The sequence below is a fragment of the Nostoc sp. JL31 genome (assembly GCF_017114965.1).
In the GTDB taxonomy this organism is placed as follows: domain Bacteria; phylum Cyanobacteriota; class Cyanobacteriia; order Cyanobacteriales; family Nostocaceae; genus Nostoc; species Nostoc punctiforme_A.
In genome coordinates, this window is sequence record NZ_JABXKO010000047.1 from 179,517 (window position 1) to 194,456 (window position 14,940).

Consider the following 14,940-nt stretch of genomic DNA (forward strand, 5'->3'; position numbering starts at 1 on the left):
CAACCTTCCTCTCTGCCTGATTTTTCACGTTATGTGGAAAAGTCCACGAAAAACCTAACCCCCTTCCCGATGCAGGAAGCGGGAAATTCAAAGTCTCTCTCCTTTTAGGAGAGAGATTTAGAGAGAGGTTTTCCGGATGCCGTGAAAAGTCAGCCTCTCTGCGCCTCTGCGTGAGCTTATTCAGCAACGCCAACCACGAGAACTCAGAAAAAGCGTGTCACAATCAACATTAGCCATTAATAAATCTGGGCGTATGTTCTGGCAAGACGGACAGCTAATATACAACGGCAAATACAAAATAGAAAAATACTTGGGTGGTGGTGGTTTTGCACTTACCTACCAAGCAATGCATACCAAGCTAAACCGCCGAGTCGTGATCAAAACCCCTAACATTAGCGTTCAACGAGATCCAGACTATCCCAAGTATGTTGAACGCTTCAAAAAAGAAGCACAGATGCTAGCAATGTGTTGTAGAGACTCACATCCGCATATTGTGCAAGTATTCGACTTTTTTGTTGAAGAAGATGGTCGCTACTGCTTAGAAATGCAATATATAGCAGGTGAGAGTTTATGGGAATATGTGCAACGCCAAGGGAAATTACCTGAAACTGAAGCTGTAAAATACATCCACCAAATGGGTTTAGCTTTGGTAGATGTACATAAAAAAGGAGTTTTTCATCTTGATGTCACTCCTCCCAATATTATGCTCAATTTTAATTCAGGGATTCCTAACTCAGGCAAAGCCGTGTTGATAGACTTTGGTATTGCAGGCGATATGTCCCCACCGAGTACCCTGTCTAGGTCTTTTGGGAACAAAGCATTCGCACCTTATGAGTTAACACGGAAAGGAATTCGTCACCCAACAGTTGATATCTACTGCTTGGCTGGATCTTTGTACTATGCCATCACTGGACAACGCCCCACCAATTCCTTTGACCGCAAGTATGAACAAGAGAAATTAGTACCACCAAAGCAACTTGTCTCCAGTCTTAGCTATGCGGTAAATCAAGCAATTCTGCAAGGCATGGCATTAGAGGCAAAAGATCGACCCCAGACAATGGAAGAGTGGTTGAATTTACTCTCCTCCTTGCAACAGGGGAAGTATTTTGTAGAAATTAAGAGTATAGAAGTAGAAGTATTGATATTAGCTTCAGATGTGGGGGTAAATTACCAAAACCTAGAGAATTTACTCAAAGCGGGTCAATGGAAAGCAGCAGACGAAGAAACTACCAGAGTCATGCTGAAAGCAGCCAAAAAAGAACAGCAAGGCTGGCTTGATTATGAATCAATTGAAAATTTTCCCTGCACAGACTTACGCACAATTGACCAATTGTGGGTAAAATACAGCAATGGTCATTTTGGCTTTAGCGTACAAAAACGCATTTGGCTAGAATGCGGTGGCAAAGTAGATTATGAAGCGGAGTGTCTTTTGGGCGATCGCTTAGGATGGCGCAATAAAAGTCGCTGGCTAGAGATAAACGAATACAACTATTCGCGAGACTCAGCGCAGGGGCATCTCCCCACGCATGGGCGAGATATGAGGATTCGGAAGATTGAAGGCAATTTTCTTTCCCTTTGGTGCTTTCTTCTCTTGCGTCCAGACTTGTAAATTGTAATCTATAAAGGTTTTCGAGATTTGTAAAACTTTGTGAACAAGATATATTCCACGAAGCCTTGCGGGTTCTAGCTTTTCGTTACCTGGCACTGTTTAAATAGGCAAGGCATTAAGGCGCACGCTTCGCAAACACAAAAAGCCGAAATCAATATTTCAATATTAGATAATATATAAATCAATACCCAGTTTCTCAACCTTGTAAACACAGGGACAATAATGACTACTAAGGAACAAATTAATCAAGAACTAGAAAAATTACCTGAACCCTTGTTACAGGAAATTTTAGATTTTGTGCAATCTTTGCAAGCCAAACATGAAAAAAATAGTATATCTTCAGATAGTCAACCTGCTCAAACGCTTACAACAGAGCATACTTTAACAGGTTCTACTGCTGAAGATTTATTAGAATTTGTGGGCAGTTGGGAAGGTTCAGATATTAGAGAATGCCTGCAACTAGTTCATGACAGCCGGATACCTCTAGAATTTTAATTATGTATCTACTAGATACTAATCACTGTTCTTTCTTGATGGAAGGTGTGCCTAGCGTTGTAAATCACTTGCGATCGCTTGGTCAGGTACAATTAGCAACCAGTGTTATTGTTGCTGGGGAGTTGCACTTTATGGCACAAAACTCACATCAAAAAGCTGCTAATTTAATAAAAATTAATGCATTTCTCAACCGAATTAACCTATACGGAATCGACAAAGAAACAACAGAAATCTACGGTGATTTTAAATCAGAAATTATCAAACAATTCGGCCCAAAAGAAAAAAATAAACGTAAAACAACCAAACTAAATACCATAGGCATTAGTGAAAATGACCTCTGGATAGCTGCTACAGTTTTACGTCATTCATTGACTCTTGTTTCATCTGATAGTGACTTTGAGCGAATGCGACAAGTCAGAGAAATTTCTTGGGAAAGTTGGGTGTAAATTAAACAGGGTAAAAAAACAGCTAATTTACACCTACTCAATGAATGCAAAAACTTCTCCACACATCTGACAAATATTTCCACACCCATTCCCAACGCCGTACTTGTAGAAAATATTCCCCATTCCCTATCCCCTATTCCCTCTATCGGAACCACCAACTTCCTCTATTGCTGTAAAACTGAAACCGTCCAAAGCCAAGAAATTGACCGTGAGATTTTTCACCCACAGGGAATGCTGTAACACCCAATAAGTAAACACCAGAAAAGCTTGGATTACTTACAGGGCGGAGAGCGATGGTAATTGTCTGTCCTGGAGTCACAGGTGGGTCAAAGTTTACAGAAACCGTGCGTGTCTTGCGGTCGTTTGTGACTGAGCCTAGTTTCAGTTGCGTTTCTTTGCGATCGCGTGTTCCGATAAATGCACGGGTATCATCAAGACGGTAGCGGATGTTTTCCGACCCCTCTTTTTGGGCGATCATTACCTTCTGGAGAGATTCTCCAGCATTTTCCGGCACATTGATAGTGAAATAGTAAGTTGCGCTTAAAACATCCACCTCTTTGTAAGTAGTTGTCGCTTCAACAAGTGTTGGCGGTTGGACGAAATAGACTAGTCCATCTCTAAGCTGCACAGCTTGAGTCACCGGCAGCGTAACTTCTCCAATGCCTATTGCTAACGAGAGTGTTATTCCAAACAAAGTTGTAAGGCGCATGATTCAGATATAAAAAAACGCACTTATTTTAATTCTAGTTCCTTGGGAATCAGTGACTTAGGAATAATAGAAGCTTGTTTTTCCCCAAACGAAGATTTTGTGTACCACCAAGCCCAAGCAATTAAAACAGCTTGAAGGGGAAGTCTAACTACGTGTACCCAAGGTGAGTTTGGTATATGTTCTAGCTGAATGTGATTAACCGCCATATTGATATTGGCAGGGAAAACCGCAATAAAAAGCGCAATAAGTCCCCAAGCAGCAGCTTGACTTACAGGCGGAACTAATAACCCAATACCACCCAAAATTTCATAAAAGCCACTGAGATAAACTAATCCTAAAGGGTAAGGAAGTTGCGGTGGCATAATTTTGACATAAGGTTCTGGAATCACAAAGTGTGTTACTCCAACCACAATAATAGATATAGCAAGGATGACACGTAATGTTTCCTTATGCTTATTCATGGTTTTTGCCTCTTTATATACTTGATATACTTGCCCTATTACTTCAGTTTGACTGACGGATGTTAATCTGCATTGAGTCAATAGGAGTAAAAATCGACAAAATTTTCCAAAGTACTTACAAAAGCGATCGCAAGTATAAATATAACTGATGCACCGGACTGTACTCAAAGATTGATTTACTAAAAGACTTCCAAATAAAAAATATCCCAAAACTGACGCAAAAATTCTCTCTGTGTTCTCTGCGCCTCTGTGGTAGCCTGCGGCTTCGCCTTTGGCGTGTCTCGTAGAGTAGCCGATTCTCTGCGTTCGCGCAGCGTGTCGCAGACAGACGCTTTGCGAATGCGTCTACGTTTATTTGGATAATTTATTTCTTGGAAATCCCTAACTATGTCATGGCTCACTTGGTAAACCAAAATACATTTATATTAAAAATTTATTAAATCTGCTTGTAATTTTAACTACGTTTGTATTAGTATAACGACGGCAGGATAAAAGGCTAATACTTGCTGCTTAACAATACTTTTGCCAAGGTTTGGTATCTGGGTTTGTTCTACGTCAAGCCTTGTAAATTGGCAAAGGTAGTGTTAATTGTGCGTAGTTTTTTCCGCGATCAAATCGGATTGCTACAGATTCATTTTGACTCAACGATCAAAATTTGGAGAAAAAAAATGACAACTACAACAACAATTAATGCTAATAATCTATACAATGTACAAAATCAGTGGGGTGGTGCCTCTGCTCCGTGGAATCCTGGTGGAGTATGGATAATTGGAGCTAGAGCAGATCAGCGCATTGTCGAACTCAAAGTTTCATCCAATGACAACGGCAAGACACTTACTGGAACCACGACATATTCTGGTGAAGGCCCCATCGGTTTTAAGGCTACCTTAACTGGGAGCGACAACTACAACGTAGAAAACCAGTGGGGAGGCTCATCTGCTCCGTGGAATCCCGGCGGGACGTGGGTACTTGGCTCTCGCGGAAATCAAAATGTTGTTGCGATCGATATTACATCCAGCGACGGTGGTAAAACTCTGACTGGAACTATCACTTATGCTGGTGAAGGCCCCATCGGTTTTAAGAGTGTTGCTGTTGATGGCCGTGTCTATAATGTGGAAAACCAATGGGGAGGCTCATCTGCTCCGTGGAATCCTGGTGGAACTTGGGTACTTGGCTCTCGCGGAAATCAAAATGTTGTTGCGATCGATATTACATCGAACGACGGCGGTAAAACCCTTACTGGAACTATCACATATTCTGGTGAAGGCCCCATTGGCTTTAAAGGTAACATTGTCGGCAACAACAACTACACAGTAGAAAACCAGTGGGGTGGTAATACAGCGCCGTGGAATCCTGGTGGAATTTGGCTAATTGGCGGTCGTGTGGGACAGAATGTAGTGGCGCTCAAGGTCACATCTAGTGATGGTGGGAAGACCCTAACTGGAACTACAACATATTATGGTGAAGGCCCTATCGGCTTCCGATCGCACCAAATCTAAAAAGGCGATCGCGCTATACCGACTCTCGGTTAAGTAGGTACTGAAACCAACCCCCAACCCCCTGCCCGCTGTTTCGTGGCAGGGGGCTATGATGTAACTTATTTTATTAGGAAACGCTATAATAGTCGCCAATGATAATATAGTTTCCCTAGTTTTAACTATCGGGAAACTCAACGCTTAGAACTCTTTAAGCTGAATCTAATTTTTCTCGAACTATTCCCTCATCTCTAAAGCCAACCAGCACAGCTGTTCCATTTTTGACGAAAAGTGGACGTTTGAGCAGCATTGCATCGTGAGTGAATGCATCAACCCACTGTTCATCAGCCCAAGTCTTCTTTTCATCTCCTAAAGCACGGTAGGATTGACCGGAGGTGTTTCGCATAGGAGCAAAACCCAAAGACTTTACCCAGTTTTGAATCATCTCACGAGTCGGCGGAGTATCTTTGGTGTTGATAAATTCATGGTCAATGTTGTTGTGTTGGAGCCACATCATGGCTTTTTTGCAAGTGTTGCAATTGGGAATTCCGTAGACTTGAATAGACATAAAATAATTAAGCAACAATCTCCATATATGACATAGCAGGTGGAACTTCTGCTACCAATGCTCTTGTCGTAGAATCTCTATGGCAGAAATTTAAGAGTAGCGATTGCTTTTAGCGATCGGTAATTCCAAGCATGGAACTCTATGAAATACCAGGGAGTAGTTTTACTAAAAATTTTATCCATAAAAAATATGAGCGATGCCTTTAACCGACTTGCACCCTTCATCCAAGAATATATTTATCATCACCAGTGGACTGAATTACGACCAGTTCAAATTGCTGCTTGTCAGGTTATATTTGATACTGATGCTCACTTACTAGTTACAGCTGCAACTGCTGCGGGTAAAACAGAAGCAGCTTTTTTACCAGTTTTGACTCTATTACATGAAAACCCTGCTGCCACAATTGGCGCATTATATATTAGTCCAATCAAAGCTTTAATTAACGATCAATTTGAGCGTCTCAACGACTTACTAAAAGAAGCAGATATTCCAGTTTGGCACTGGCACGGTGATGTTTCGCAAACTCGAAAAAACAAGCTTTTAAAAAATCCTCAAGGCATTCTCCAAATTACCCCAGAATCTCTAGAAAGTTTGCTAATTAACAAAAATCAAGACCTACCTCACTTATTTGGTGATTTAAGGTTTGTCATCATTGATGAAATTCACGCCTTTATGGGTTCAGAACGCGGTTGTCAAATTATTTGCCAATTACAACGTTTAGCAAAGTTGATGCAAAAACAACCGCGTCGTATTGGTTTGTCGGCAACTCTTGGTGATTACTCAATAGCAGAAAATTGGCTGCGATCGGGAACAGATAAGCCAGTAATTACACCAAAAATTGATAGTATAAAACGCCAGATAAAACTAGCTGTAGAACATTTTTATATTACTGATGAAGTAGATGAATCAGAGGCAACAGCTGATGAACAATATATTTTCAACCTCAGCAAGTTTCGCAAATGCCTGATATTTGCTAATAATCGCACACGTACCGAATCTATAATTGCATCTTTGCGACAAATTGCCACAGAACAAGGATTACCAGATATATATCATGTGCATCATGGGAGTATATCTGCTAGTTTACGGCAAGCTGCTGAAGATGCGATGCGTGAACCTAACAATCCAGCTGTTACTGCCGCCACTCTGACTCTAGAATTAGGCATAGATATCGGTCATTTAGAGCGAGTGATTCAGTTAGAATCACCCTTGTCTGTAGCTAGCTTTTTACAGCGTTTAGGACGCAGTGGTAGAAGAGGTGAAGCTGCTGATATGCGTTTTGTCTGCGCTGAAGAGAAGCTATTATCAGAAGCTTCTCTGCCAGAACAAATCCCCTGGCAACTTTTACAGTGTATTGCGATAATTCAACTTTATTTAGAGGAACAATGGATTGAACCAATTAGACCAATTAAATATCCTTTGAGTTTGCTTTATCACCAAACAATGAGTATTTTAACAGCAACAGGGGAAATTTCAGCTAATGCTCTAGCTAAACAAATTTTTAGTCTGCCACCCTTTGCTGCGATTTACAAAGAAGATTTACAACTATTACTACGCTATTTAATTGATATTGGTCATATTCAGCAGACTGAACAAGGTAAATTAATCCTGGGTTTGTCAGGAGAAAAGGTGGTGAGAAAATTTCAGTTTTATGCTATATTCGCTGAACAGCAAGAATATATTGTTAAGCAAGGTGCAACAGAAATTGGCAGTATTGTCACACCGCTTCCTGTTGGCAATCAATTTGCTTTAGCTGGCAGAAGTTGGGAAGTCGTAGAAGTTGACTTTAAGAAAAAAGCTATTTTTGTTAAACAAGCTGAGGGTAAATCTAGTATTTATTGGCGTGGTGGTGGTGGGACTATTCATACCAAAGTTTTGCAACGAATGCAGCAAGTCTTATTTGAGAATGTCGAGTATAGTTACTTACAAAAAAATGCTTTGCAACGGTTATGTCAAGTTCGCCAATTGGCGCATCAATTTGGATTAGATAAGCAGAATATTTTGCAATTGGAAAAAGGTCAATGCTGTATTTTTCCTTGGATGGGTACGGTTGCTTATCGCACTTTAGAAAGATTACTCAACTCATACTCTCGGGAATCATTGGAAATTACAAGTATTGGTGGAGTAAATCCCTATTATTTGACAATCAAATTAGGTAAGGAGAAATTTAAATATCTTTATCGTGAAATTGCTTCATTGTGTGAACAAAGAATTACCTCAGAAGATTTAGTAAGTACCTCAGAAGCACCAGAAATTCAAAAATATGATAGTTTTATTCCTCATCCACTTTTATGGAAAGCTTTTGCTCACGATTATTTGGATATGACGGAACTGAAAGAGCAAGTGGCATTGTGGAAAGAATAAAAAGTCCTTAAATTTTGCATAGTTTTTAGTCAATAATTTCTCTACACTTTTGACTCTTGCAAATCAGCGGGCTATTTACATATTTTTTCTTAAATAAATGTAAAATTACAACTTTGCGTAAAATCGTGGTGTTTTTAAACGTAGAATATTTTAAATTGGAATTTGAATCCAGAATTCTGTGCCTTTTCCTGGTTCTGATAGACAATTCAAAATCCCACCATGTTTTTCTACTACAATTTGGTAGCTAATTGACAGTCCGAGACCTGTTCCCTTTCCTACCTCTTTTGTCGTGAAAAATGGATCAAATAACCGCTTTTGAATCTCTTCTACCATTCCTAATCCGTTGTCAGCAATTCGGATGACAACAAATTTACTCTCTAAAATTTCAGTATGAATTATAATTTGCGGTTTATAATTTGTTTTTATCCTGGCCATTGATTCTTCTAAAGCATCGATCGCATTAGTTAAAATATTCATAAATACTTGATTAAGCTGCCCAGGATAGCAATCAACCAAGGGCAAATCACCATATTCTTTAACTATACATATATCCGATCTAATTCCATTATATTTCCAGCGATGATGCAAAATTAATAACGTATTTTCAATTCCTTCATGAATGTTAACTAGTTTTTTTCCCGCTTCATCATGACGAGAAAAATTTCGCAATCCCAAAACAATTTCACGAATACGATTAGTCCCCATATTCATCGATGATAGGAGTTTAGAAAGGTCATTAGTAATAAATTCTAAATCAATTTTTGCAGCGAAATTTTCTATTTCTACTTCTGGTTGGGGATAATGTTGCTGATAAAGGTGCAAGAGAGTTAACATCTCTTGAAAGTATTCGTTAGCATAGGTTAAGTTCCCATGAATAAAACTAACTGGATTGTTTATTTCATGGGCAACCCCAGCGACTAATTGTCCTAAGCTAGACATTTTTTCATTTTGGATCAGTTGAGATTGAGTTTGTTGCAATTTATGTAAGGTTTCGGTGAGTTTTTCAGCTTGAGTTTGAGCTTCTAAAGTAGCAGCGCGACTTTGGGTATAAAGTTGTGCATGATCGATGGCGATCGCTAGTTGATCGCAAACAGCTTGTAGCAGACTAATTTCACTATTATTCCAAATGCGATCGCCACTACAATGACTACAAACAATTGCCCCAATCTCCCCGGAATTACTTTTAACTGGTAGCATTAGTTGAGATGTGATCCCAAACTCAGTTAAAAGTTCTTGCATATCATAATCAACTTGTGATTTACTATTAATATTTTCGATGCAAATTAGCTCTTGAGAGAGAAGATTTTTAGTCAAAAAAGTGCTTTTTTGCAGTGGAATACTACCTAACATACTTGCTAAGTTAGGATTTCGTGCTTCATAGGTAATAGTTAAGCTTGCTTGGGATGGGTGCGGTAAATAAGAAAGAAAGTAGCAACGGTCAATTTGTAATAAGCTGCGAATTTCATTCACAGCAGTTTCTAAGATCATATCTAGGTTGAGAGAACTGCGGATTTGGCTAGCTAAACGCAGTAATAAGGCTTCCCGACGGCTGAGGAGTTCTTCTCGCGCCCAGATTCGGTCAATAGCTACAGCAATATTATTAGCAATCCAATTTAATAGGTTATGAGTTGGTTCAGTAAATAATTGCTTGCTGAATAAAGCAATTATACCGATTAATTGCTGCTCTACTATCAGAGGATAAGCTGAAAATCGAGAAATTGAAAATGTAGACTCGACAAGCTTTTCTGAATTATTAATTGATAATTCTTTGTTAAAAATAGCTTTATGGTTTTGAATCATTAAGCCAATAATATTATTGACTAAAGCGATATGTTCTGGGAAATCTTGGGTATCGCTCAAAGTACTACAAGTAATATCTGTGCAATGAACGCCAGCTTGCAATTGTAGCTGGTTTGTCTGTCGTTCAAATGTCCAGATACAAACAAAGCCGATATCAAGGTATTGGGAAATAGTATTTGTACAATTTTGCAAAATTTCTGGAAGTGTGCCACTTTGAGATAAGGCTAAACTGACTTCTGCACTCAAAACTGACAAGCGCGATCGCTCCAATAAAGCTAACTCTGAAAGCTTACGCTGTGTAATATCTGTACGAATCGATACATATTGATAGGGCTTTCTATCTTGTCCCAACATTGGGGCGATCAAAGTATCCACCCAATAAAAAGTTCCATCTTTAGCCTTATTTTTAATTTCTCCTTTCCATATTTTTCCTTGGGCAATAGTTTTCCATAAGTTTGCAAAAAATTCTTTTGTGTGGTGTCCAGAATTGATAATTCGATGATCTTGCCCTAGAAGTTCTTCTGAAGAATATTTAGAAACTTCGCAAAATAGGTCATTGACATAGGTTATTCTTCCAGTTCTATCAGTAATAGCTACCAGTGAATGGGCATTTAAGGCAAATTTAAAAGCTTTTAATTCTTGGATAGAATTTTCTAGGGCTATTTCATTCTCTTTGTTAATAGTTATGTCACGAGCTACTGCATAAATCAACTTTTCTTCGCTAAAACCAGTCGCATTCCACGATAGCCATTTGTAAGAACCATCCTGACAAAGATAGCGATTTTCAAAACTGATTGCATCTACCGAGTGTGTAATGTTTTGAGCTGCTGCAATAGTGGATTCACGATCTTCAGGGTGAATAAATTCGATAAAAGGTTTAGCAACGAGTTCCTGAATTGACCAACCTAGTGTTTTTGTCCATACTGGATTTAAATACTTAAAATAACCATCAAAGTTAGCAATACATAATAAATCTATAGAAAGGGAGAAAAATCGAGAGTATTTCTCTTCAGATTTTTTGTCCTCAGATTTAAATAGTTTCATCAGCTTTTTAGGTATAAATATTTTTGGAAAAAGTTTAAATAAGTTAGTGCGTTTTTTACTGAATTTGGCTAACCATTTTGATAGGATATATCAACCTAGAGACTCACCTAATATCAGTTCTGGCGAAGGCTATTTCGCTTATGTATAAAAACGTAGTTAACTCGATGTAGATCCAATAAGTATCCACTACTTTATAGTGAGCGAACTAGCTAGTTATTGCTTATTTCTCTACTAAATAAAGTTTTCCCTAAAAAACTGTAAAGTAAACATTTAGATTTTAAATTTAAGATAAGAAGTGTTACGTAAACTGAATTCATCAGAACTTTTATCTGTAATTGTCCTTAAAGTAGCTAAGGCATTAGTACCACAAAGCGTAATTCGTAGCTAAGAATTCAATTACGAATTACAAATTATTTTAAGCAATACTCCCCCGTTTTCTGGCTTCTTTGTAGGAAGTTCCCACATTTTTTAAACCAGCTTTAATCATTTGTTGTTCAAGTAGAGCAAAGAAACGCGCTTTATCGCCACCTTTTACTACTGCTTGATTATGCGCTTCAGCGATCGCTACAGGGTAGCCATATCCTTTTTGCACTTGTGCTAACATCAGTCCCAGTGCTTGGTCTAACATGGTTGCATTCTCCGCTACCCATGCCGGAACTTCGATTCGAGCGATTTCGGTGCCAACGTGGACGTAGCAAAAGTAAATTGTTTGATCGCCGTAAAGTTCCAGAATGGGGGAATTGCTGCGCCATAAAGTACTACGTTGTCCTGGTTTGAGTCTGGTTGCCCAAACAGACGTATCGCGCAACTGTTCAAAAATTTTACAAGGTACTTTTTCTAACTGATTTGGGCAATGGCTTTTACAGTCTGGCGCTGGATGAGGACAAGCTGATAACCGTAAAAAGTTCATTGTTTCGATGCTGCGAGAGGCGCTAAGATAGCCCATTAAAGGAATTCGAGCATCACGCATTTGCTGCCAAGCTTCTAGGATGGGGGGTAAAATGCGATCGCGTGCATCCATCGGCAATTGTTCTAAAAACCAGTAAATTAGCGAACCATCTACCATCGCTAGCGCTGGCGTTTCCTTTTGCGCTGCATCACACGCCAGTTCTGCTAACACAGTTGTTTCTGAAGCAGTGCGGCGAAAACTCATCCATTCCTCAGTTCTAATTCCCCACTGTCGAGACATATATAAATCTTCTGGGCGGTAAAATACTTCTGGCAAACTATCGAGCAGTGGGTGGCGATTTTGTCCGTAGTGTAAGACGACTCTGCCAATATTTAGCAGATAACAGTAAGCAATTTCATGATGGTTGGGGGCAATTTGGGAGCCATCGGTAGCGATGACAGTATGAATTTTTGGCGGAACTGGAATATCAATGCAAGTTTCTAGCGGTTCAATTGGGGTAGCATTAGCAAAGAGAATGCGATCGCGCCATTTTTCCTGGCGATCGATTAAATCTTGTTGAGACTGGTAAGCATTTTTTAAATGTTGTTGTGCGAGTTCTAAACGCTGACGACTGGCAGCAGCTTCTAAGGTAAGATGCTGACTTAAACCCTGCATTTGTCGCGCCAGTTTTGTTAGGTCAAGCATAAAAGTAAGTGCAAAGTGAGGAGTGAATACTTGTGAGTTATTATTTCACCTAAATTGACAAAATACATATTTGATTTATATAAATACGTCAGAAATTAAATATGCGTTATTCAGAATCCTTGTAGAGACGTAACGCTGCTACGTCTCTTTTTGACTCGATATTTAATATATTAAAGCCAAGCTGAGAAATCTTTGGCAAACTGAGAAAGTGATAACAACTGAATTCGCGGATCGTTTTGAGCAGTTTCCCGTTCGGCTTGGGTATTATAGCCCCAATCTGCAAGGAAAAGTTTTACATTTTCAAGGTCTGCTTGCTGTTGGACTAACTGTAATGTCTTGAGTCTATCTTCCACAAACCAGAGACTAACTGGCTTGTCTTCTACTGACTGAATTAAGTCTCGCAAAATTTCATATTTTGGACGCTTAACTTCTTTCCCAAAGATTGATTCTGGTGGTAAATTTACTCCTTCCTGTTGCAACAACTGCTGTACAAAACGCCCTTCTTTCGTTGTCACAATGTATAACTTAACTCCACTGTCAATAGTTAATTTGATTTTTTCTATTACAGACGGATAAAATCTATGCAGACTCAGCCAACCACTTAAATCAGTAGTAATGCATTCATCTCGTTGATTATCTAGTTTTGCACCAATTTCTCTTGCTTGGAGCTTATCATTTAACAAAATTTGTGGGGCAATGCTCACCCATTCATGAAGAATATTTTCGTCAGAAATTCCATCTACCAAGGCTTTAATTAAAATGGGCATTTCCCAACCCGTTTCAATAACAGGCCTTAGTCGATAGAATCTCAAAGCTAAATCATCTGGCGGTGTGTCGTTAGCAGAAGACCAAATTTCACAGTAGGTACGCCATGCTACCTCAAAGTATTCAATTAATCCGTCGCAAATCACTCCATCAAAGTCCAGGGCTAAAATTTTGGGACTACTTGTGGTCATTGGTTTGAGAATGAAACTGCTGTTGTCAGCTTACCCGACAAATTTAAATCATGCAGTAATTTTTGTTAGTCTTTTATAATTCATAAATTTGCCGAAAAAGTCTGGTGGCATTGTTAAATTGGATTTGTTAATGCTAGGTTAACGAGGATCTAGAGCAGGTTTGCGATCGACTAAACGAATTTGGTTTTGCTTGACTACTACGGTGATTAGTGGTAACGAGCGTTTAGCTGGGCCATGAACAACTCGACCCTGAGAATCGTATTGAGATCCGTGACAAGGACAAATAAAGTGATTCTTCTCAAGATCCCACTTGACTGTACATCCTAAATGGGTGCAGATTGGATTGATAGCGTACTCAGCAATCTGTGGCCCGTCTTGAATAATCAGATAATCAACGCTACGATCTGGCAAACCTTTTACCAGAATCGGAATTCCTGGCTTTGAGGTTGCTAATAGTGTATTAGCTTCAATTTGTTTGCCGTCTTCAGCCAGGGCCACCGATCCTGGAAGATAATTTTGACAGCGTGAATTCTTTGGATAAAGTGAGCAAAGGGTTTCTAGGTCTATCTCACGACTTTGGCTGACTTTGGGAAATAGATATCCGATAGCTACTGATGCAACTGTAGTACCTAGCATATAGGTTAAAAAATCCCGGCGCGTTTTTATCCTCGCTGGAACTTTGCCATTAGTAGAAGAATTTTCCATGATGATTCGATTTACCTACAAAGGTCTACTAATATACTACGGTGCGATCGCATTAATATTAATGTACATTTGTGTTTACTGTGGGTTGATTTTCATTAAAATTGCTTTTTTAAGAGTTGCACCTCAACTGTAGTTTTTAATTATTATTTATTCCTGGAGTATGAGGTTATTTATAAGCCTCAGAGCTAGGCTATAACCTAAGATATGTTCCTCACAAAATCTCTTCAAAAGATATTCTCAAACTCTCTCCAGAGAAAGAACTCTTTATGCCTTTGATTTTTTAAGCTGTTGTTAGTCGAGTTCCATATTTTAATAACTGAAAGCGCCATGAGTGATAAGAATCAAGAAAATCAAATTAATCAACCAGTAACTGAAGACCGGGATTCTCGTGAGCTAGACGTAAACAAAGAAAATTTAACCGCGAATCCAGGAGACAGAATTTCTGATAAACCTCAATCAATTGAAGAGAAGGCTAAACAGGCAGCTGTTGATGATGTACCAGACATTACAGGCGACAGAATCACAGTCCCGACTTACTTCGTTGTGGATGAACCCAACGGCGAAAAGAAGGCACTTCACCACGTTAAAGACGCTGAAGAAATCTCCGACGTAATTCGGCAGGCACGACTTGACGAAAATGGAAATCGAATTTGGTAGTAGTTGTTTATGGAAGACGCAAAGACACAGAGAAGTTATCAAATACTCTCTGCTTCT

14 protein-coding genes are annotated in these 14,940 nt (G+C 39.2%); 6 read left to right on the forward strand and 8 right to left on the reverse strand.

The genetic code is table 11. The features are described 5' to 3' along the window. Window positions 1–214 precede the first annotated feature (214 nt). The 3 genes from HWQ43_RS11995 to HWQ43_RS12005 all read left to right on the forward strand — a co-directional run bounded on the left by HWQ43_RS11995 (window position 215) and on the right by HWQ43_RS12005 (window position 2,550). Window positions 215–1,609: a serine/threonine-protein kinase gene (locus HWQ43_RS11995; protein WP_292733375.1), complete on the forward strand. Its 1,395-nt coding sequence runs from the start codon at window positions 215–217 to the stop codon at window positions 1,607–1,609. Window positions 1,610–1,831: 222 nt separating this feature from the next. Continuing rightward, entirely contained in the window at window positions 1,832–2,104 is a 273-nt protein-coding gene (locus HWQ43_RS12000) for a DUF2281 domain-containing protein (RefSeq protein ID WP_292733377.1), read from the forward strand. Between the two features lie 2 nt (window positions 2,105–2,106). Next, window positions 2,107–2,550 carry a type II toxin-antitoxin system VapC family toxin gene (locus HWQ43_RS12005; RefSeq protein WP_292733380.1) on the forward strand — a complete coding sequence of 148 codons (444 nt, stop codon included), beginning with the start codon at window positions 2,107–2,109 and terminating at the stop codon, window positions 2,548–2,550. A 142-nt stretch (window positions 2,551–2,692) separates the two neighbouring features. On the opposite strand, the gene HWQ43_RS12010 is transcribed toward HWQ43_RS12005, so the two are convergent. From HWQ43_RS12010 to HWQ43_RS12020, 3 genes are all read right to left on the reverse strand, one after another. Then, a complete protein-coding gene (locus HWQ43_RS12010; protein ID WP_292733383.1) occupies window positions 2,693–3,259 on the reverse strand; it encodes a DUF2808 domain-containing protein in 567 nt (188 codons plus the stop codon). Window positions 3,260–3,282: 23 nt separating this feature from the next. Further along, the gene (locus tag HWQ43_RS12015; protein WP_292733386.1) at window positions 3,283–3,720 is read right to left on the reverse strand and encodes a DoxX family protein; all 438 of its coding nucleotides are present in this window, start codon (window positions 3,718–3,720) and stop codon (window positions 3,283–3,285) included. Between the two features lie 179 nt (window positions 3,721–3,899). Further along, entirely contained in the window at window positions 3,900–4,121 is a 222-nt protein-coding gene (locus HWQ43_RS12020; protein ID WP_292733389.1) for a hypothetical protein, read from the reverse strand. A gap of 267 nt (window positions 4,122–4,388) precedes the next feature. Here HWQ43_RS12020 and HWQ43_RS12025 point away from each other — a divergent pair, with 267 nt between their 5' ends. Then, the gene (locus HWQ43_RS12025; RefSeq protein WP_292733392.1) at window positions 4,389–5,219 is read left to right on the forward strand and encodes a lectin ESA-2; all 831 of its coding nucleotides are present in this window, start codon (window positions 4,389–4,391) and stop codon (window positions 5,217–5,219) included. 187 nt (window positions 5,220–5,406) lie between these two features. Here the strand turns inward: HWQ43_RS12025 and HWQ43_RS12030 are convergent, their stop codons facing one another. Then, window positions 5,407–5,763 carry a Spx/MgsR family RNA polymerase-binding regulatory protein gene (locus tag HWQ43_RS12030; RefSeq protein ID WP_292733395.1) on the reverse strand — a complete coding sequence of 119 codons (357 nt, stop codon included), beginning with the start codon at window positions 5,761–5,763 and terminating at the stop codon, window positions 5,407–5,409. A 189-nt stretch (window positions 5,764–5,952) separates the two neighbouring features. On the opposite strand from HWQ43_RS12030, the gene HWQ43_RS12035 reads away from it, so the two are divergent. Further along, window positions 5,953–8,127, forward strand: a complete 2,175-nt coding sequence (locus HWQ43_RS12035; protein WP_292733398.1) for a DEAD/DEAH box helicase — start codon at window positions 5,953–5,955, stop codon at window positions 8,125–8,127. Window positions 8,128–8,277: 150 nt separating this feature from the next. Here the strand turns inward: HWQ43_RS12035 and HWQ43_RS12040 are convergent, their stop codons facing one another. The 4 genes from HWQ43_RS12040 to HWQ43_RS12055 form a co-directional block, all read right to left on the reverse strand. After that, the gene (locus HWQ43_RS12040) at window positions 8,278–10,971 is read right to left on the reverse strand and encodes a PAS domain S-box protein (protein ID WP_292733401.1); all 2,694 of its coding nucleotides are present in this window, start codon (window positions 10,969–10,971) and stop codon (window positions 8,278–8,280) included. 415 nt (window positions 10,972–11,386) lie between these two features. Next, window positions 11,387–12,565 (reverse strand): DNA double-strand break repair nuclease NurA, encoded by a 1,179-nt coding sequence (locus tag HWQ43_RS12045; RefSeq protein ID WP_292733403.1) that lies wholly within the window; start codon window positions 12,563–12,565, stop codon window positions 11,387–11,389. Between the two features lie 170 nt (window positions 12,566–12,735). Beyond that, complete coding sequence (locus HWQ43_RS12050) at window positions 12,736–13,521, reverse strand: HAD family hydrolase (RefSeq protein ID WP_292733406.1); 786 nt, start codon at window positions 13,519–13,521, stop codon at window positions 12,736–12,738. Between the two features lie 138 nt (window positions 13,522–13,659). After that, window positions 13,660–14,226: a Rieske 2Fe-2S domain-containing protein gene (locus HWQ43_RS12055; RefSeq protein WP_292733409.1), complete on the reverse strand. Its 567-nt coding sequence runs from the start codon at window positions 14,224–14,226 to the stop codon at window positions 13,660–13,662. 327 nt (window positions 14,227–14,553) lie between these two features. On the opposite strand from HWQ43_RS12055, the gene HWQ43_RS12060 reads away from it, so the two are divergent. Next, window positions 14,554–14,883 carry a hypothetical protein gene (locus tag HWQ43_RS12060; RefSeq protein ID WP_292733412.1) on the forward strand — a complete coding sequence of 110 codons (330 nt, stop codon included), beginning with the start codon at window positions 14,554–14,556 and terminating at the stop codon, window positions 14,881–14,883. Window positions 14,884–14,940 lie beyond the last annotated feature (57 nt).